Annotated in this window: 16 protein-coding genes and 1 riboswitch; of the genes, 2 read left to right on the top strand and 14 right to left on the bottom strand. The window is 27.7% G+C overall.

Features of this window, described 5'->3' with window-relative positions:
- Positions 1–123: 123 nt before the first annotated feature.
- A riboswitch (cyclic di-GMP riboswitch) is annotated at positions 124–214 on the bottom strand.
- A gap of 102 nt (positions 215–316) precedes the next feature.
- The 7 genes from GFJ41_RS05045 to hcp (GFJ41_RS05075) form a co-directional block, all read right to left on the bottom strand.
- Complete coding sequence (locus GFJ41_RS05045) at positions 317–991, bottom strand: LPXTG cell wall anchor domain-containing protein (RefSeq protein WP_035116664.1); 675 nt, start codon at positions 989–991, stop codon at positions 317–319.
- 183 nt (positions 992–1,174) lie between these two features.
- A complete protein-coding gene (gene hcp, locus GFJ41_RS05050; protein ID WP_170074754.1) occupies positions 1,175–2,902 on the bottom strand; it encodes a hydroxylamine reductase in 1,728 nt (575 codons plus the stop codon).
- A gap of 88 nt (positions 2,903–2,990) precedes the next feature.
- Positions 2,991–3,632 carry a hypothetical protein gene (locus tag GFJ41_RS05055; RefSeq protein ID WP_170074755.1) on the bottom strand — a complete coding sequence of 214 codons (642 nt, stop codon included), beginning with the start codon at positions 3,630–3,632 and terminating at the stop codon, positions 2,991–2,993.
- Between the two features lie 198 nt (positions 3,633–3,830).
- Positions 3,831–4,016: a DUF1858 domain-containing protein gene (locus GFJ41_RS05060; protein ID WP_025163153.1), complete on the bottom strand. Its 186-nt coding sequence runs from the start codon at positions 4,014–4,016 to the stop codon at positions 3,831–3,833.
- Positions 4,017–4,038: 22 nt separating this feature from the next.
- A complete protein-coding gene (locus GFJ41_RS05065; RefSeq protein ID WP_035116667.1) occupies positions 4,039–4,227 on the bottom strand; it encodes a ferredoxin in 189 nt (62 codons plus the stop codon).
- Positions 4,228–4,347: 120 nt separating this feature from the next.
- The gene (hcp, locus tag GFJ41_RS05070) at positions 4,348–6,024 is read right to left on the bottom strand and encodes a hydroxylamine reductase (protein WP_035116668.1); all 1,677 of its coding nucleotides are present in this window, start codon (positions 6,022–6,024) and stop codon (positions 4,348–4,350) included.
- A gap of 153 nt (positions 6,025–6,177) precedes the next feature.
- Positions 6,178–7,815 (bottom strand): hydroxylamine reductase, encoded by a 1,638-nt coding sequence (gene hcp / locus GFJ41_RS05075; RefSeq protein WP_170074756.1) that lies wholly within the window; start codon positions 7,813–7,815, stop codon positions 6,178–6,180.
- A 207-nt stretch (positions 7,816–8,022) separates the two neighbouring features.
- Between hcp (GFJ41_RS05075) and GFJ41_RS05080 the strand changes: the two genes are divergently transcribed.
- Positions 8,023–8,418, top strand: coding sequence for an RrF2 family transcriptional regulator (locus GFJ41_RS05080; protein WP_035116670.1), 396 nt, complete (start codon positions 8,023–8,025; stop codon positions 8,416–8,418).
- Positions 8,419–8,440: 22 nt separating this feature from the next.
- The gene (locus GFJ41_RS05085; RefSeq protein ID WP_170074757.1) at positions 8,441–8,881 is read left to right on the top strand and encodes a GNAT family N-acetyltransferase; all 441 of its coding nucleotides are present in this window, start codon (positions 8,441–8,443) and stop codon (positions 8,879–8,881) included.
- 80 nt (positions 8,882–8,961) lie between these two features.
- Here the strand turns inward: GFJ41_RS05085 and ade are convergent, their stop codons facing one another.
- The 7 genes from ade to GFJ41_RS05120 form a co-directional block, all read right to left on the bottom strand.
- Entirely contained in the window at positions 8,962–10,665 is a 1,704-nt protein-coding gene (gene ade / locus GFJ41_RS05090; protein WP_035116672.1) for an adenine deaminase, read from the bottom strand.
- Between the two features lie 218 nt (positions 10,666–10,883).
- Positions 10,884–11,387 (bottom strand): thioredoxin family protein, encoded by a 504-nt coding sequence (locus GFJ41_RS05095; RefSeq protein WP_052169191.1) that lies wholly within the window; start codon positions 11,385–11,387, stop codon positions 10,884–10,886.
- A 402-nt stretch (positions 11,388–11,789) separates the two neighbouring features.
- A complete protein-coding gene (locus tag GFJ41_RS05100; protein ID WP_035116673.1) occupies positions 11,790–12,308 on the bottom strand; it encodes an FmdE family protein in 519 nt (172 codons plus the stop codon).
- Positions 12,309–12,468: 160 nt separating this feature from the next.
- Complete coding sequence (locus GFJ41_RS05105; RefSeq protein WP_021430452.1) at positions 12,469–13,797, bottom strand: APC family permease; 1,329 nt, start codon at positions 13,795–13,797, stop codon at positions 12,469–12,471.
- A gap of 43 nt (positions 13,798–13,840) precedes the next feature.
- Positions 13,841–14,578: a gamma-glutamyl-gamma-aminobutyrate hydrolase family protein gene (locus tag GFJ41_RS05110; RefSeq protein WP_035116674.1), complete on the bottom strand. Its 738-nt coding sequence runs from the start codon at positions 14,576–14,578 to the stop codon at positions 13,841–13,843.
- 265 nt (positions 14,579–14,843) lie between these two features.
- Positions 14,844–16,853, bottom strand: a complete 2,010-nt coding sequence (locus GFJ41_RS05115; protein WP_035116675.1) for a sigma 54-interacting transcriptional regulator — start codon at positions 16,851–16,853, stop codon at positions 14,844–14,846.
- A 117-nt stretch (positions 16,854–16,970) separates the two neighbouring features.
- Entirely contained in the window at positions 16,971–18,443 is a 1,473-nt protein-coding gene (locus GFJ41_RS05120) for a protein adenylyltransferase SelO (RefSeq protein WP_170074758.1), read from the bottom strand.
- Positions 18,444–18,458: the final 15 nt, after the last annotated feature.

Raw genomic sequence — 18,458 nt, forward strand, 5'->3', positions numbered from 1 at the left:
TTATGCATCTTATTAACCTTTGTTTTTTACTTAACAAAAAAAACCACTCCTAAAGAGTAGTTTAATGGTATAGTTAATAAGACATATAATAATGCCGTATAAAAACAAAAAGTATGTATACTCTTTGGCAACTGGCTGGCATAATATGTATAAACATACCTTAGCCCCTATAGCTTTGCGTCATTAGATTTCCCTAATTTTGCCTATTAAGTTTTTTTAAACAGATAATATTCACTATTTAGTGATTATTATCTGTTTAATTCACTGTAATTATAGCAGACATTTTTATGATGTACAACATAATTTTTATTATTTATTATTTGTTATTCTTATTTTTTCTTTTTTTAAGAATAAATATGGCTAATCCTAAAATTAAAACTATTCCTAAAATAGATATTATTACTATATTTTGTACATTTGGAATTTTTGCTTTTACATGTATATTTTCTAAGTTTGATAAGTTTAAATTCCAGTTATAATTATATATTCCATCTTTTTTTGAGTTTGAATTAGCATTTGATTCTACTAATTCTATAGGTGTATTTAAATTGAAATTCAAATCAAATCCTGATCCAAATAAATTTAACATTCCCATTTCTTCTTTACTCATGTTTTTGCTTATATAGTCTTTTAATTTTATATTTATATCGTATGTGTTAGATAAAAAGCTATCTTCTTTTTTTACGCTTACTAAATCTCCAAACTTTTCTATTCCCTTACTATTATTTTGTTTTAAGTTTGCAATATTTCCTAATTTTTCAGTTATTTTATATCCTGTTTTTCCTGATTCTGTTATTTTCTCAACATTATCGTAATTTGATTTTAATTCTTGCTCATTTATACCATCCATTAAATAATCACTACTTAAAATTTGTGCTGTAACACTTGCATTTCCTTTTTTATCTATATTAAGTGTTATATCTGAATTTACGCATCCAGTTAGCATAAATATAGATACAATCATACATATAGAAATAAATATTTTTTTCATATGATTTCCTCCAAATATTAATTTATATAACTATATTAACATATTGTGTAAAAAAATATTTATTTCTACATATAAAGTTTATGATTTTGTCTTGAATTTTAAATTTAGATGAATAATTATATGCCTGAACTTTTTTATTAAAATAAAAGTATAGCCTACTCAATGTAGACTATACTTAAAAAATTATCCTAAAAACATTTTTAAATCATCTTCAACATTTGTTATTCCACCTATACCAAAGTTTTCAACTAATACTTTAGCTACATTTGGCGATAAAAATGCTGGTAATGTTGGCCCTAAGTGTATATTTTTTACCCCTAAGTATAATAGTGATAGTAATACTATTACTGCTTTTTGTTCATACCATGCTATATTAAATGCTATTGGTAATTCGTTTATATCTTGTAATTCAAATACTTCTTTAAGTTTTAATGCAATAAGTGCTAATGAATATGAATCATTACATTGTCCTGCATCTAATACTCTAGGTATTCCATTTATGTCTCCTAAGTTTAGCTTATTGTATTTATATTTCGCACATCCTGCAGTTAAAATCACAGTATCTTTTGGTAGTGCCTCTGCAAATTCTGTATAGTAGTTTCTTGATTTAGCTCTTCCATCACATCCTGCCATAACGAAGAATTTCTTTATAGCTCCGCTTTTCACTGCATCTACTACTGCATCTGCTAATGCAAATACTTGATTATGTGCAAATCCTCCAACTATTTCCCCTCTTTCTATTTCTGTAGGAGATTGACAGTTTTTAGCTTGTTCTATTATTTCTGAAAAATCTTTATCGTTTTCACTCTTACCTTTTATATGTTTAACTCCTACAAATCCAGCAGCTCCTGTAGTGTATATTCTATCTTTGTAAGTATCTTTTGGTGGTACTATACAGTTTGTAGTCATTAATATTGGTCCGTTAAAACTTTCAAACTCTTCTTTTTGTTTCCACCAAGCATTTCCATAATTTCCTGCAAAGTGAGAATATTTTTTAAACGCTGGATAGTAGTGTGCTGGAAGCATTTCTGAGTGAGTATATACATCTACTCCAGTTCCCTCTGTTTGTTTTAATAATAATTCTAAGTCTTTTAAATCATGTCCTGATATAAGTATTCCTGGGTTATTTCTAACTCCTATATCAACCTTAGTTATTTCTGGGTGTCCATAAGTCCCTGTGTTTGCACTATCAAGTAAAGCCATTCCGTCTACTCCAACTTTACCAGTTTCTAAAGTTAATCCTATTAATTCATCTATACTTAAGCTATCATCTAAAGTCTTAGCTAAAGTTGCTTGCATAAAAGCATTTATTTTGTCATCATCATATCCTAATGCATTAGCATGCTTCATGTATGCTGATAATCCTTTTAACCCATATATTATTAATTCTCTTAAGCTTCTTATATCTTCATCTTTAGTTGCTAAGACTCCGACTTTAGTTGACTTTTCATCTAATAATTTATTTATATCATCATTTGTTAACTCTTTTCCACTTCCTAATATTGCATCTTTAATTTTACTTAATATACTTACCTTAACATCCATTTCTGCATTTGAACTTGCATTCCATAATGCAGCTTCTGATAAATTAGACTTATTGCTTAATTGCGATAATAAATCTTCTTTTGTTTTTAATGTTTCTTTTACTCTTGCATAAAATACTTCATCATCGAAGTTTGCATTAGTTATAGTCGTAAATAAATTTATAGTTATTAAATGATTTACATTGCTGCTTACTTTTTTACCTTCTTTTCTAAGTCTTGTTGTAACCTCTGATAATCCCTTAGTTGTATATATTAAAAGATCCTGCATTCTAGCTAAATCTGGTGATTTTCCACATACTCCAAATTTTGTACATCCTGTACACCCAGCTGTTTCTTGACATTGAAAACAAAACATTTTATTTTCCATAATATTTCCTCCAATTTTATAAATGTTTATTTTATATACACATTATATAGTTTAATTTATTTTGAATCTGTAACATAAGTTACTATTTTTAATTTTTATATTTTTTTATTACATAATTCTCATCATCAGTTTTTGTATATTCAAAATCATTGTTTATGGTATTTACAAATGATACTATCCATAAATCTCTAAGATTATAAAATATATTAACATCTACATTCTCATTTTCCCATATTTCCTTATGCACACATATTCTTCGTTTCCATCTTACGACATCATCTTCTAAAACGATTACTTCATTTATTCTATCACATGGCATTCCATCTAATATATAATCATTTATACTATTATATATTTCTTTTGCATTAGTAATATTTTTTACAGAACTTAATTCCTTACCAGCTTTTACCCCTTGATTTCTATAGATATTTTCTATTTTTTTCAATGAGTCTGGATTATCTTCTAAAATTTTAGATGTCCACAATGCCATTCTTCCTTCTGATGAGTGTATTTTTTCTTGCAGCCATCCATGTATATTTCCTGTATCAATAATGTCTTCTAATTTTTTGCTTTCTAATTTTTCTCCATACTTTAAATTTATTTGTTTATTTAACTTTTCTATGTCTAGTCCTTCAGCCTCTGCTAAATTTATTATTTCGCTTTCTAAATCTTCAAACCAAAGTATTTTATTAAATAACCAGTAGTGAATTTTTCCTAAAAATAAGCTCATAATAAAACCTCCTATATTTATTAAATCTTTATTTTAAATAAGTATTTTAAATATACTTTTAAAATTTCTTTTTTCTTAACTTTCTATATTTAAATTATATATTATTTAATTTTTATTTTCTGTAACGCTGGTTACACTATTTAATATAAACTATATTAAATAAAAGGATTACCAAATAAACTGGTAATCCTTTTGTAATTATGCTTCATTTAATTCTTTTAATATTTTTTCTAAATCTAATCCATGTATTTCACATGCTTGCTCTAACTTTTCCATTTGAGCTGAGGGGCATCCTATACATCCCATCCCATAATTCATAAGTATTTGTGCTGCATTAGGTTTAGCTTTTATTATATCTGCTATTATAGTATCTTTAGTTATCATAGTAATCTCTCCTTTGTATAAATTATTTTATGCTTATAACAGAAACAGGACAACCATCTCTAGCATCCTTTGCTGAATCTAATACGTCTTCAGGTATATCTTCTTTTATAGGTACTGATATATTATCGTCATCCATACTAAATACCTCTGGGCAAGTTCCTGCACACGCTTGACATCCTATACAACCATCTCTATCTACAAATGCTTTCATATTTTTATCTCCTTTTATTTTAATTTTAAAATAGTATTTTTTAATTTTTTAACATTATATTATATATATTATAAACTTTATATAAATAAATTTACGTAACTCTGGTTACATTCAATTGATTTACTTAGATGGAACTTCTAAGCAAGATGCTAAATCTTTATCTGGAGTACTTATAGTTTGTAAATTAAATGTGTCTACCAAATATTGAAGTACGTTAGGACTTAAAAATGCCGGTATTGATGGTCCTAAGTATATTCCTTTTATTCCTAAAGACAATAGAGCTAATAAATCTGCTACTGCTTTTTGCTCATACCAAGATAAAATTATAGATAGTGGTAAGCTATTTACATCAGTGTCAAACGCATCAGCTAAAGCTAAAGCAATTCTTACAGCTGAGTAAGCATCATTACATTGTCCTACATCTAAAAGTCTTGGCAATCCAGCAACTTCTCCAAAATCTAATTTATTAAATCTATACTTACCACAAGCTAGCGTAAGTATTATGCAGTCTTTAGGTACTTTCTGAGCAAATTCTGTATAGTAATTTCTTCCAGGTCTTGCTCCATCACACCCTCCAATTAAGAAGAAATGTCTTAATTTACCTGATTTTACAGCATCAATTATAGCTGGAGCATTACTTAAAGTGGCATTATGACCAAATCCAACTAAAATTTCGTGTGGCTCTTGATCTTCTTTAAATCCACCTAATTCTAATGCCTTATTTATAATCTCACTAAAATCTTTTTCTCCATCACCAGTTTTGCCTATGTATTTTACTCCATCCCATCCAACTACACTCGTAGTAAATATTCTATCCTTATATGAATCTCTAGGCTTCATAAGACAGTTTGTAGTCATTAAAATACACCCTGGTATATTATCAAACTCTTTTTGCTGATCTTGCCAAGCACCACCAAAATTTCCTACTAAATGAGGATATTTATTAAGTTCTGGGTACCCATGACATGGTATCATTTCTCCATGAGTATAAATGTTTATTCCTTTTCCTTCAGTTTGTTTTAAAATCATTTCTAAATCTTTTAAATCATGTCCTGAAACTATAATAAATGGACCTTTTTTAATGTGAACATTTACTTTATGAGGAGAAGGATTTTTATATATAGTTGTGTTTGCCTCATCTAGTTTTTGCATAACTGCAACGCTCATGTCACCAGTTCTTAGAGTCCATGTTATTAAGTCATTAACAGATAATTTATCATCTGTTGTCGCAGCTAATGCTCTAAAATAAAATTCATCAACTTGATCGTTAAAATAACCTAATTCTCTAGCTTGATGTCCATATGCAGATATTCCTTTTAAACCATATATTATTGTTTGTCTTAAACTTCTTATATCTGGATCTAAATTTTGATCATACATTATTCCTGCACGCTTAGCATCTTTTAACATTTGGTCCCTAGTATCACTTAAGTTATATTCAGCTTGTTCACAGCAATTAGAACAACTTGAAACTCTACTTCTTAGACTTTGCTTTATTTCTTGTGATTGTCTAAGCATTTTTTCATGAACATCTCCATCAAAGTTTACATTAGTAAGAGTGGTAAATAAAGAGTTTTCAACAAAGCTTACAATTTCCTTATCTATCTTTTCACCTTTATCTATTAACTCTTTTGCGTAACAACTTATTCCTTTAATTTGATATATTAACAAGTCTTGAAGAGCTGCAATTTCTGGTGTTTTGCTACAAACGCCTACCTTAGTACAGCCCTTGCCTCCAGCAGTCTGTTCACATTGATAGCAAAACATTGGATATTCCATAGCCATATTATTTTCCATAAAAATTCCTCCTTGTGAAATTTCAATAACATTGTTAGTATTTCACAAATTTTTTAAAATATAGCTATATAATTAATATTTTAATCTTATAACTTATTATATTTATAAAAAAGGATGGCTTTACTTATTGTAGAGCCATCCTTTTTTATAAAATTATCCTAAAAACATTTTTAAATCATCTTCAACGTTTGTTATTCCACCTATACCAAAGTTTTCAACTAATACTTTAGCTACATTTGGTGATAAAAATGCTGGTAATGTTGGTCCTAAGTGTATATTTTTTACCCCTAAGTATAATAGTGATAGTAATACTATTACTGCTTTTTGTTCATACCATGCTATATTAAATGCTATTGGTAATTCGTTTATATCTTGTAATTCAAATACTTCTTTAAGTTTTAATGCAATAAGTGCTAATGAGTATGAGTCATTACATTGTCCTGCATCTAATACTCTAGGTATTCCATTTATATCTCCTAGGTTTAACTTATTGTACTTATATTTTGCACATCCTGCAGTTAAAATCACTGTATCTTTTGGTAGAGCCTCTGCAAATTCTGTATAGTAGTTTCTAGATTTAGCTCTTCCGTCACATCCTGCCATAACAAAGAATTTCTTTATAGCTCCGCTTTTCACTGCATCTACTACTGCATCTGCTAATGCAAATACTTGATTATGTGCAAATCCTCCAACTATTTCTCCTCTTTCTATTTCTGTAGGAGGTTGACAGTTTTTAGCTTGTTCTATTATTTCTGAGAAGTCTTTATCGTCTTCACTCTTACCTTTTATATGTTTAACTCCTGCAAATCCAGCAGCTCCTGTAGTATATATTCTATCTTTGTAAGTATCTTTTGGTGGTACTATACAGTTTGTAGTCATTAATATTGGCCCGTTAAAACTTTCAAACTCTTCTTTTTGTTTCCACCAAGCATTTCCGTAATTTCCTGCAAAGTGAGAATATTTTTTAAATGCTGGATAGTAGTGTGCTGGAAGCATTTCTGAGTGAGTATATACATCTACTCCAGTTCCCTCTGTTTGTTTTAATAATAGTTCTAAGTCTTTTAAATCATGTCCTGATATAAGTATTCCTGGGTTATTTCTAACTCCTATATCAACCTTAGTTATTTCTGGATGTCCATAAGTTCCTGTATTTGCGCTATCAAGTAAAGCCATTCCGTCTACTCCAACTTTACCAGTTTCTAAAGTTAATCCTATTAATTCATCTACACTTAAGTTTTCATCCAAAGTCTTAGCTAAAGTTGATTGCATAAAAGCATTTATTTTTTCATCATCATATCCTAATGCATTAGCATGCTTCATGTATGCTGCTAAACCTTTTAATCCATATATTATTAATTCTCTTAAGCTTCTTATATCTTCATCTTTAGTTGCTAAAACTCCAACCTTAGTTGACTTTTCATCCATTTCTTCATTTGAGTTTGCAGTCCATAATGCAGCTTCTGATAAATTTTCTTTATTATTTAATTTAGATAATAATGCTTCTTTTGTTTCTAAAGTTTCTTTTACTCTTATATAGAATATTTCATCATCAAAATTTGCATTTGTTATAGTAGTAAATAAATTTATAGTTATTAAGTGGTCTACTTCACCACTTACTTCTTTTCCTTCTTTTCTAAGTCTTGTTGTAACTTCTGATAATCCTTTAGTTACGTATATTAATAAGTCCTGCATTCTAGCTAAATCTGGTGATTTCCCACAAACTCCAAATTTTGTACATCCTGTACAGCCTGCTGTTTCTTGACATTGAAAACAAAACATTTTATTTTCCATAATTATTCCTCCAATTTTTAAATGTTTATTTTATATACACATTATATTCCTTATTTTTCTTTTTATCTGTAACATATGTTACATTTTTATTAATTTTATGAAATAAAAATTTATTTAATTTAAATTTTGTATTTACTCTTGTGTTTAATAGTATTTAATTAATATAATAATACTACTATATTAAATTATTAAAAAAAGGAGTGAATTATGTACTTATCAAAATTTACTGACTATAGCTTTAGAATACTTATTTATTTAGGTAACCATCCAAATGAACTTTTTACAGTAGATGAACTATCCGATATACTTGGTTTATCTACTCATCATATAAAAAAAATTGTATATAAATTAGCAAAAAACAACTATATATTATCCTCAAAAGGACGTAACGGTGGAATAAAACTAGTTATGAACCCAAAAGATATAAACTTAGGACAACTACTAGATATAACAGAAGACAATTTGAACATAGTAGAATGTTTTTCTAAAGAAAACAATACTTGTAACCTTACAAAACGTTGCAAATTAAAACCTATTTTAAACGAAGCTTTAATATCATTTAAAAATAAATTAAGTGAATACACTTTACAAGATATTCTTTAAAAATTTTTAGGAGGTTATATTTATGTATAAATTAAAACATTTTAAGGATTTAAATGTAAATGAATTTTATGAAATAGCAAAAGCTAGGTATGATGTATTCGGATGCGAACAGAAAATCTTCCAAGAAAATGACTTCGACGATGTTGACAAAAATTGTTATCATATATTTCTTGAAGAAGAAAATGTAGTAATTGCTTATGCTCGGATAATTCCAAAAACATTTAGTCCATATACAGATACATCTATAGGACGTGTGTTAGTTTTAAAAGACCATAGAGGTAAAAAGATTGCCCAAGAAATGATGCGCCATGCTATAAACTTTATAAAAACAGAGCTAAATGAAAATAATATAACAATTTCTGCTCAAGAATATATTAAAAATCTATATTCTTCTCTTGGATTTAAAGAAATTTCAGATATATATGATGAGTGTGGAATTCCTCACATTAAAATGAGACTTTAAGCTATATAAAAAGGCTGTATCAAAGTTTTAACTTCTTTGGTACAGCCTTTTATCTAACTATATATTTTAATTGCCATTTTTTATATTTCCATAAATTTAAAATTATCTACGTCAAATAACCCTTTATCAGTAATCTTTATATGTGGAATTACTGGAAGTGCTAAAAATGCTAACGTCATAAATGGTTCAATATCTTTACTAACATTTAACTTTTCGTATGCTATAGATAACATATTTTCTAAATTTTCACTTACATAGTTTATATCTTTGTCACTCATAAGACCTGCTATAGGTAAACTTAAGCTTCCTAAAATTTTATTATTAGAAGATATAGATAAACCGCCTCCAATTTTTTTAATTTCATCAACAGCGTTAATAATATCTTCATCATTATCTCCAACAACAATTATATTGTGAGAATCATGTGCTACAGTAGATGCTATTGCTCCATTTTTCAATTTAAAGTTTTCTACAAGCCCTAAGCCTATGCTCTTTTTATTAGTATGTCTTTCAATTACTACAAGTTTTAATATATCCACATTTTGATTAAATTTAAATACTCCATTTTCAACATCTACTTTTCTTATACGTTTCTCTGTTACTAGATTATGTGGAAGTAGACCTATAACATTAGCTATATCTTTTTCTAGATTTATTTTTAAATCTTCTTTAGTAAGCTTATCTATATTTACAGTATTTGTAACATTTGAATTTTCTATTTCTCTAATTTCAAACAATGCTTTTTTATCTTTTCCAACTAACTTCCCATCTTTGTAAACTTCTAATACATTAAACTCTTCTAAATTATCTACAACAACTATATCAGCTATATATCCTGGTGCAATAGCTCCTATATTTTGTAAATTATAACAATTTGCAACATTTATAGTCGCCATTTTTATAGCTATAATAGGATCTATATTGTTTTTAATTGCTAATCTTATATTATTATCTATATGTCCATTTTTAAGTATGTCTTGTGGATGTTTATCGTCTGTACAGAATAAACATCTTTGATAGTTGTTAATGTTAACCCCTTTTATTAAAGTCTCTAAATTTCTAGCAGCTGAACCTTCTCTAATCATTACATACATCCCTAGGCGTATCTTTTCAATCATTTCTTCAACAGTTGAGCATTCATGGTCTGTGCTTATTCCACTTAATATGTATCCATTTAGTCCTTCATTACTTATATTTGGTATATGGCCATCTATATATTTTTTATATCTTCTTGCTAATTCTAATTTATCTGTAACTATCTTATCTTGATTAATAACACCTGGATAGTTCATCATCTCCCCAAGTCCAAGTATTCTGTCATGATTTATATACTTTTCTAAATCTATAGCTTCTAATCTAGCTCCTGAATTTTCAAAATCCGTTGCTGGAACGCAAGATGGTAGCATAGAATAAACACATAAAGGTAATTCTTCACTTGATTTTAATATGTATTCTATTCCTTCTAACCCACAAACATTAGCTATCTCATGAGGGTCCGTTACTATACTTGTTGTCCCCATAGGTACTATAGCTTTTGCAAACTCTGCTGGAGAAACCATGGATGACTCTATGTGAACGTGAGGATCTATAAATCCTGGAGTTATATATTTTCCATTTAAATCTATATTGTTTATTCCATCGTAACTTCCTATGCCGACTACTATACCTTTTTCTATTGCAACATCAGCTTTTATTATTTCATTGGAAAATACATTAACTATATTTGCATTTTTTAAAACCAACTCTGATTGTTTATTTTTTATACTGTAATCTATTAGCCCCATTTATGTCCTCCCTATACTTAATACCTTTAATTTATTAAAGTAAAAAGGCTTTAAAGTTTTTATTTTTAAATAAATTATTCTAATAATACACGTTTTATTTTTAATTGTCTATATAAAACTTAAATAATTTGTCAAATTTTCAGAAAAAGTTAAATTTTGTTTAAATTTTCAAAACCTACCGCAAATTTAAAATCAATTTTACGGTAGATTTAACTTAGTTAATTTATACTATTTAAAAAATCTATTATAGTTTGTTCCATATAACTTCCTTGTCTGTATAATTTTTTAGTCTTTATTTTTTCTACTTGATTGTCTCCAAATTCAACACTCCTAACATTACTTGGAAATTCTATAAATGATCCAAACTTTTCAAAATTACTGTCTAAATATATAAATATAGGTATTTTTACCCTACCATCATCACTGTGTTCTTTTATTATATCTTCATGCCCTTCTCTGCCTTGAAGTTTTAATCTTATCTTTGGATTTAGCTTTGTTACATAATCTATTACAGTTAAGTTTATTTGACAATCAGGACACCATAATTCTGAAAATCCAAGTATGTTGATTTCTTTATCAATTGATTTGATTTTTTCTATAGTATCTTGTGTTATTTTCATAGTATCTCTATAATCTTTAGCTTTTTCTTGATGTGCTAAGTCGGACTTGTAAAATTCTTGTTCAAAGCTATACCCTGACTCAAATAACTCTTTTAAACTCATCTAGTTTTCCTCCTAAAATTACTTGTTTTATTTATTAAAATATATGAAATAAAATTTTTTATTTTAGTATTTTTTTAATCAAAGTTTTTACTAAATTTTATTTTTTTAAAGATATTGCATTACAAATGTCTAAAAAAACACTCTATATCCTATTTACTACTAGTTTTATATTCTTTTATACCATTTCTTTATAATGAATAAATAAAAAAGATAGATTTGAAATTTCAAATCTATCTTTTTTATTTATTCATTAAACTTTTTTATAATTAAATATTTTTCATCATTAATTTTTATACTTTGCTCATATATAAATATGCAACTATTCCTAATAACAAGTTTATAGTTAAAAATGTTATAGTTCTATATAATAAATTCCCTGTAAAGTCTCCAAAACCTTACTGTCTAAAAAAATCTTTTATAATCACTATAACAGTCTATACAAACTTTTTTTCCACCTTGAAGGCGTATAAATTGTTCAGATGTTTTTTCTCCACATGTCTCACAAATTTCTGATACAAAAATCCTTGCCTTTTCTGGAATTTCTATATTAGTCTCCATGGATTCAAATAAATCCATTGGATTAGAGTTTAGTAAATATTTCTTATACTCATCTCTGTCTAAATTATTCGGTTTTAACTTTAAAACCAATCTTACAGATTTTTTATTTTTTCTATTGTAAAAGTGATATACACTTTTGCCTCTAAGTCTTATTAATAAGTTTCCCTTACCTATTGTACAACCTAACATAACTTGAATAGCATCTAATCCACAAGCATCATTTTCAGCTATACACACTATTTCTTCATCATTTGAAAAATCAATGTCTAAATATTTTTGTGCAGCTTTTGATACCTCGTACCCAATTGCAAGACCTGGACACTCATGTCCATGAAATTCAACTACTTCTTCCCAAGTTTTCATAAAGTTACCTCCCCTAAAACTAAATAAAGTGTAATATAATTAATTTAATTATATTACACTTTATTTATATACTCAATTTATCTAAATAGCGTTTTTCAATTTATTCACAATAAATTTAACCCTATGTCGTATTTTTTGACATAGGGTTAATATATATAATTTAATCTCTTATAATTTCTTTATTTCCATTACATTTTTTTGAATATACTTTGCTCATATAAAAATAAATTGGAACTACTACTATCATTCCTCCAAGACCCCATACTATTTTCATAGGAGAGTCAATTCCAGCTTTTACTAATAATATTAAACTTACTATAACTGCAAATATTGGAACAAATGCTCCTCCAGGTATTTTAAAGTTTATTTCTTTACCTGCATATTTTTTTCTAAATATTAAAACAGCTAAGCAAGTAGGTATATATTGAATAAATCTAGATACAACACTAATTTGTGATAAAGTTGTAAATGAACCTGACCAAGCTATTATTAAAGTACCTATAACAGATACTATTATAGCTATATATGGAGCTTCATTTTTATTAGTTTTACCCATAGATTTTGGCATTAGCCCTTGGTCAACTAAAGCTTTAGCTGATCTTGGTGTAAATATAGATGATGCAATATTTATACCACCGACAGAAATTATTGTACCAACTGTAATTATATATCCACCTACAGGACCCATAATCTTAGTAGCTGCATCAGCAACTGGGTTAGCTGCACCTCTTAATCCTTCTCCTAAAACACCTATACTTATAGCTAATACAAGTACATATACTACAGAAACGACAAACATTACCATAACCAAAGCTTTTGGTACATTTTTCTTAGGGTCTTCCATTTCTTTTGCTGCAACAGCTAAAGACTCAAATCCTGTAAATGCATAAAATAATAATATACTTACAGCAACAAACGCTGATGAAGTCGTTTGCCCTTGAGGTATTATTAAAAATGGTTTAAAGTTTGCACCTTTTATAAAAAATATTCCTACAGCTATAAATAATATTAATGGAACTAATTTTCCTACAGTCATTATATTATTTAATTTTTTAGATTGCTTCATTCCCATTAAATTTATAGCTCCAAGCCCTATTACTAAAACTCCAATTATTATGTTTTTAGTTAATGGATCAGCTGCTTGAGGCCATACTGAAGATAATGTAACTGCAAAGAAATTTGCCATAGTAGCCCATGCAATCATACTTACTATCCATTTCATAAATCCAACTTCAAATCCTATAAAGTCACCAAATGCTTCTTTAGCATAAAGGTAAGGTCCTCCATCTTCGTCAAACCAGCTTCCTGCTTCTGCAAAGCATAGTGCAATAGATACCGCTAAAATCATACAAAATCCTAAAATTAATATACTTGCTGGACCTATATTTGAATAAGCTTCACCTGGAAGCCCAAATATACCAGAACCTATAATTGCATTTATACCTAGTAATACAATACTCCAAAACCCTAACTTCATACTTTTCTCCACTTTAATTCCTCCCAGTGTATTTATATTATGCTAAAATTTATTTTTACTTTGATGCTTCTTTTACTAATGCCATAAATATTTTTTGCATTTTTGAGCAATCTTTAGTCATCATTTCTGGATGCCACTGTATTCCTATCACAAAATCTTCCCCTTCTTTTTCTATAGCTTCAACTAAACCATCTTTTGCAGTCGCAGATACGATATATCCTGGAGCTATATTTTTTACTCCTAAGTGGTGGAAACTATTTACTAATACTTCTTTTTCTCCTAATATTTCATATAATCTTGTACCTTCTTTAATTTGAGCTGTATGAGTAGGTATATTTGATAAATGTTCTTGATTATGTTTTATATAAGAACCTTCAATTAAAGATAAGTCTTGGTATAAATCTCCGCCTTCACATACATTTAATATTTGTTCTCCTCTACAGATACCTAATATTGGCTTTTTCATCTCTAATGCAAATTTTAATAATTTCATATCAAAAGTATCTCTCTTTGGCATTATCCCGCCTAATTTTATATGTGGTTCTTCGTTCCACATTAAAGGATTCACATCGTGCCCCCCAGATAGAATTAGTGCATCTATATTAGATACTTGCTCCTTTATTAGTTCATCATCATATACCATTGGAACTATATATGGTATAGCTTTACACATAGCTACTGATTGAACATAGTCATTGTTTACATAAGCTCTTTCATATCCTGGAAACATACCGCCCTCATCGATTAATAAACTTCCTGATATACCAACTACTGGATATTTCTTGTTTGTCATTTTATTCACTCCTATAATTTAAATTTAAAAATAAAAAATGCTACTGCCTTTTTATAAAGCAAGTAGCATGCCAAAACTATTTTTATTTTAATTTTAAATTTAAATTAAAGAAATCGTTCTCAATTTCATTAGTGTTTTTAACTGTTTCATTATTTAAACTATTTTTATTAATAAAATTTTTTTACTAATGATATCTTTTAAATTTAATAAATCTTTCAACTTAATAGGTTAATTAGGAATTTTTAGTTTCCTATTTCAGTGCCTATTAAAGACTATCTAATATACAAATTCCTTTTTCGCTTAGTTCACTTCCTCTTCTTCCTACTTCAGAGTTTATTAAGTCTAATTCTTTCAATATACTTAAAATGCCTCTAACCTCACCTTCAGTTATAATCATGCCTTCCTCGTTTAATCTATTAACGATTGTATTTCTTCCCACACATTTATTTAATAAATTTTCTTCTCTTATAAGACTCATAACTTTTCTTGATTTATCTATATTTGTTTTATCTTTTAAAATCTTAATTTCTTGACTATAATCAATTTTCATATTAGTAAGATTATGTGGTAAATCACAAGTTTTAACTTTATCATCCATACACATTATATCAATGTACATAGCTGTGTTTTTTAGCTCTCTAATATTTCCTGGCCATGGATATTTATTTAAAATTTCTTTAGCTTCATCACTTATATGCCTTTTCTTTTTCATAAAATAATTTAGCATCATGGATATATCTTCTTTTCGTTCTCTTAAAGATGGAATATTTATAGGTAATACATTTATCCTATAATATAGGTCTGCTCTAAATTTTTCTTGTCTTATCATTTCTAATAAATTTTTATTGGTTGCAGCTATAACTCTAACATCAATATCAATTACACTTTCTCCTCCAACTCTCATAACTTGATTTTCTTGGAGAACTCTAAGTAGTTTAGTTTGCAAATATATTGGCATATCCCCTATTTCATCTAAAAATATAGTTCCGTTATGAGCTTGTTCAAATAACCCTTTTTTCCCACCTTTTAAAGCTCCTGTAAATGCACCTTCTTCATATCCAAACAATTCACTTTCTAATAAATTTTCTGGCATAGCTGCGCAGTTTATAGCTATAAATGGCTGTTTAGATCTTAATGATTCATTATGTATAGATTGTGCCATTAACTCTTTTCCCGTTCCACTTTCCCCTGTAATTAAAACTGTATAATCTGATTTTGAAATCTTTTTACCTAAATCTTTTGATTTTTTCATCTTGATTGATTCAGTTTTTATATCATTAAAATTATATCTAGCAACTTGTCCCTTATCTCTTAATTTTTTACTTAAGTTTTGTTCTAACTTTTTTATATAAGTTATTTCTTGAATACAATAATACGACCCTGTAACTTTTCCAAAACTTTCTATATCATATTTGTTTATATTTAAATATTTGTTTTTATACTTTATAACTTCATCTTTTACTTTATCTAAATCAAAAATAAATCTAATATCTTTGCTTTTTATTTCACTTATTTTTTTACCTACTAGCGAATCTTCAATATCTAATATATTTTTTAAACTTTGATTGCAAATTAATATCTCTTCTTTATTTGATATGACAGCCATTCCATTACTAGATAAATTTATTATTGAGCTCAGCTCTTCGTTTTTTATAGTAAGTTCTTTATATTTAGTATTTACTCCAGAATATAAACTAATTACCTCATCTGAGTATTTCATTAGTCTTTCTGTAACATCTTTATCATCTATATTTAATTTAGCTATTATTTGTAAAAATGTAGAGCTATCTATGTGTCTATGCCCAAGATCAATTACTTCATCAATATAACTAGGAACTAAGTTAACTTCTCCTGGAGTAACTGCAACCTTTATATCTTTGTATTCTTTACTTGAATCATAAGGTATGAAATTTAAATGATTTATTCCTACATTGTATAAAGTAGATATGGTTTCAAGTACAGTAGATTCATTATCATTTACAACTAATACATCAATTCCTTCTGGTAAAGAAAATAACTTATAAACATCTTTTTGCTTTATACTTCTATTTATTTTTATTATTTTTTTAGTATCTTTAACATATTCTTTTATCCTTAAAGCTCTGTCATCTATCATTGCAAGAACTACATCGCCTTTAATTATTTCCTTTTTTGATAATTTGTTAAGATAATAGTTTTTAATTTTTACTTTGTCTTTAAAAATCAACTCTATATTTTTATTTAAAAATAATTCTAATTTTGACATCCCATCTGTCACTACAGCTATAGTCTTCATTAAGTAAACTCCTTTTAACTTTTACGTAGTATTGTTATCCTTATTATATTATAAAAACAAATAAAAACCATATTGATTATTTATATCAATATGGTTTTTATTTGTTTTTATAATTTATTATGTTCCACAATAAGTTCTATAAGCACAACTTGAAGGCTTAGGCAATGTTGCATATTCCTCTTGCTCTTTAGAATGTTCATATGGTTTTCCAAGTACAGTTATAAGTTTTTTAAAGAAAGTAAAATCGCCTTTATCAGCAGCTTCTAAAGCTTCTTCTACTCTATGATTTCTTGGTATTACTGCTGGATTTGATTTTTTCATTAACTTAAAAACTTCATCTTGAGAATTTTCTTGTCTTTTTAATCTTTCTTTCCATAAGCTATACCAAGATTTAAATTCTTCACTAGCAAACATTCCTTTTTTATTAATATTATTAAATGTTAATGCTATAAAAGTGTTAGTAAAATCTTCACTATATTTTTCCATCATACTAAGTAAATCTTCTATCAATGCTTTATCTTGTAATTCTTCATCGAATAATCCTAGTTTGAATCTCATGTTTTTAATCCAATTTAAATAATAAATTTCTGAGAAATCAGAAATAGCATCTTGAGCAATTTTTATAGCTTCATCTTTATCATCACTTATTAACGGCAATAGCGTTTCAGCAAATCTACATAAATTCCATTCAGCCATATTTGGTTGATTTTCATATGAATATCTTCCATATCTATCAATAGAGCTAAAAACAGTATCTTGCTTATAATTATCCATAAATGCACAAGGTCCATAGTCAATACTCTCTCCACTTATAGTCATATTATCAGTATTCATAACCCCATGGATAAATCCAATACTTTGCCATTTAGCAACAAGTTTAGCATGAGAATTTATCACTTCTTTAAGTAAATTAATGTATTTATCTTTATCATCTTTTATATGTGAGTAATGTCTATTGATTGTATAATCAGCTAACTCTTTAACTGACTTGACACCTCCATAATTTAGAGCATATTCAAATGTTCCAAATCTAATATGACTAGAAGCTACACGCGTTAAAATTGCTCCTTTTTTTATATTTTCACGAATCACAGATTCTCCAGTTTTTATTACTGCTAGACTTCGAGTGGTTGGAACTCCAAGACCATACATAGCTTCACTTATTATATATTCACGAAGCATTGGACCGAGAACAGCTCTTCCATCTCCTCCTCTAGAGTAAGGTGTTTTACCAGATCCTTTAAGCTGAATATCAAATCTATCCCCAGATGGATTTATTTGCTCTCCTATCAACAATGCCCTTCCATCTCCTAGCATTGTAAAATGTCCAAATTGATGTCCTGCATATGCTTGAGCTATAAAAGCACCTTCATTTATCTTTTTATTTCCTGAAAGTAATTCTATTCCATCCTTACTTTTAAGGTTATCTGTATTTAATCCTAAAAATTTAGCTAAAGAATCATTTAAAATAACTAAGCTAGGTGAAGGCACTGGATTTAAATTTATTTTACTATAAAAAAAGTCTGGTAAATTCATGTAACTATTATTTAAATTCCATCCTGTTTCTATATTTTTTTTATTATTTTCCATTTTTTCTCCTTACTA

Origin of the sequence: Paraclostridium dentum (assembly GCF_012922555.1) — a bacterium.
GTDB classification, from domain to species: Bacteria; Bacillota; Clostridia; order Peptostreptococcales; family Peptostreptococcaceae; genus Paraclostridium; species Paraclostridium dentum.

What these genes read in the sequence shown, in the direction of transcription:
- hcp (WP_170074754.1), bottom strand. Translation starts at nt 2,902, where the DNA reads ATGGAAAATAAAATGTTTTGTTTTCAATGTCAAGAAACAGCTGGGTGT.
- GFJ41_RS05110 (WP_035116674.1), bottom strand. Translation starts at nt 14,578, where the DNA reads ATGACAAACAAGAAATATCCAGTAGTTGGTATATCAGGAAGTTTATTA.
- GFJ41_RS05085 (WP_170074757.1), top strand. Translation starts at nt 8,441, where the DNA reads ATGTATAAATTAAAACATTTTAAGGATTTAAATGTAAATGAATTTTAT.
- hcp (WP_035116668.1), bottom strand. Translation starts at nt 6,024, where the DNA reads ATGGAAAATAATATGGCTATGGAATATCCAATGTTTTGCTATCAATGT.
- ade (WP_035116672.1), bottom strand. Translation starts at nt 10,665, where the DNA reads ATGGGGCTAATAGATTACAGTATAAAAAATAAACAATCAGAGTTGGTT.
- GFJ41_RS05055 (WP_170074755.1), bottom strand. Translation starts at nt 3,632, where the DNA reads ATGAGCTTATTTTTAGGAAAAATTCACTACTGGTTATTTAATAAAATA.
- hcp (WP_170074756.1), bottom strand. Translation starts at nt 7,815, where the DNA reads ATGGAAAATAAAATGTTTTGTTTTCAATGTCAAGAAACAGCAGGCTGT.
- GFJ41_RS05100 (WP_035116673.1), bottom strand. Translation starts at nt 12,308, where the DNA reads ATGAAAACTTGGGAAGAAGTAGTTGAATTTCATGGACATGAGTGTCCA.
- GFJ41_RS05080 (WP_035116670.1), top strand. Translation starts at nt 8,023, where the DNA reads ATGTACTTATCAAAATTTACTGACTATAGCTTTAGAATACTTATTTAT.
- GFJ41_RS05060 (WP_025163153.1), bottom strand. Translation starts at nt 4,016, where the DNA reads ATGATAACTAAAGATACTATAATAGCAGATATAATAAAAGCTAAACCT.
- GFJ41_RS05045 (WP_035116664.1), bottom strand. Translation starts at nt 991, where the DNA reads ATGAAAAAAATATTTATTTCTATATGTATGATTGTATCTATATTTATG.
- GFJ41_RS05065 (WP_035116667.1), bottom strand. Translation starts at nt 4,227, where the DNA reads ATGAAAGCATTTGTAGATAGAGATGGTTGTATAGGATGTCAAGCGTGT.
- GFJ41_RS05095 (WP_052169191.1), bottom strand. Translation starts at nt 11,387, where the DNA reads ATGAGTTTAAAAGAGTTATTTGAGTCAGGGTATAGCTTTGAACAAGAA.
- GFJ41_RS05115 (WP_035116675.1), bottom strand. Translation starts at nt 16,853, where the DNA reads ATGAAGACTATAGCTGTAGTGACAGATGGGATGTCAAAATTAGAATTA.
- GFJ41_RS05120 (WP_170074758.1), bottom strand. Translation starts at nt 18,443, where the DNA reads ATGGAAAATAATAAAAAAAATATAGAAACAGGATGGAATTTAAATAAT.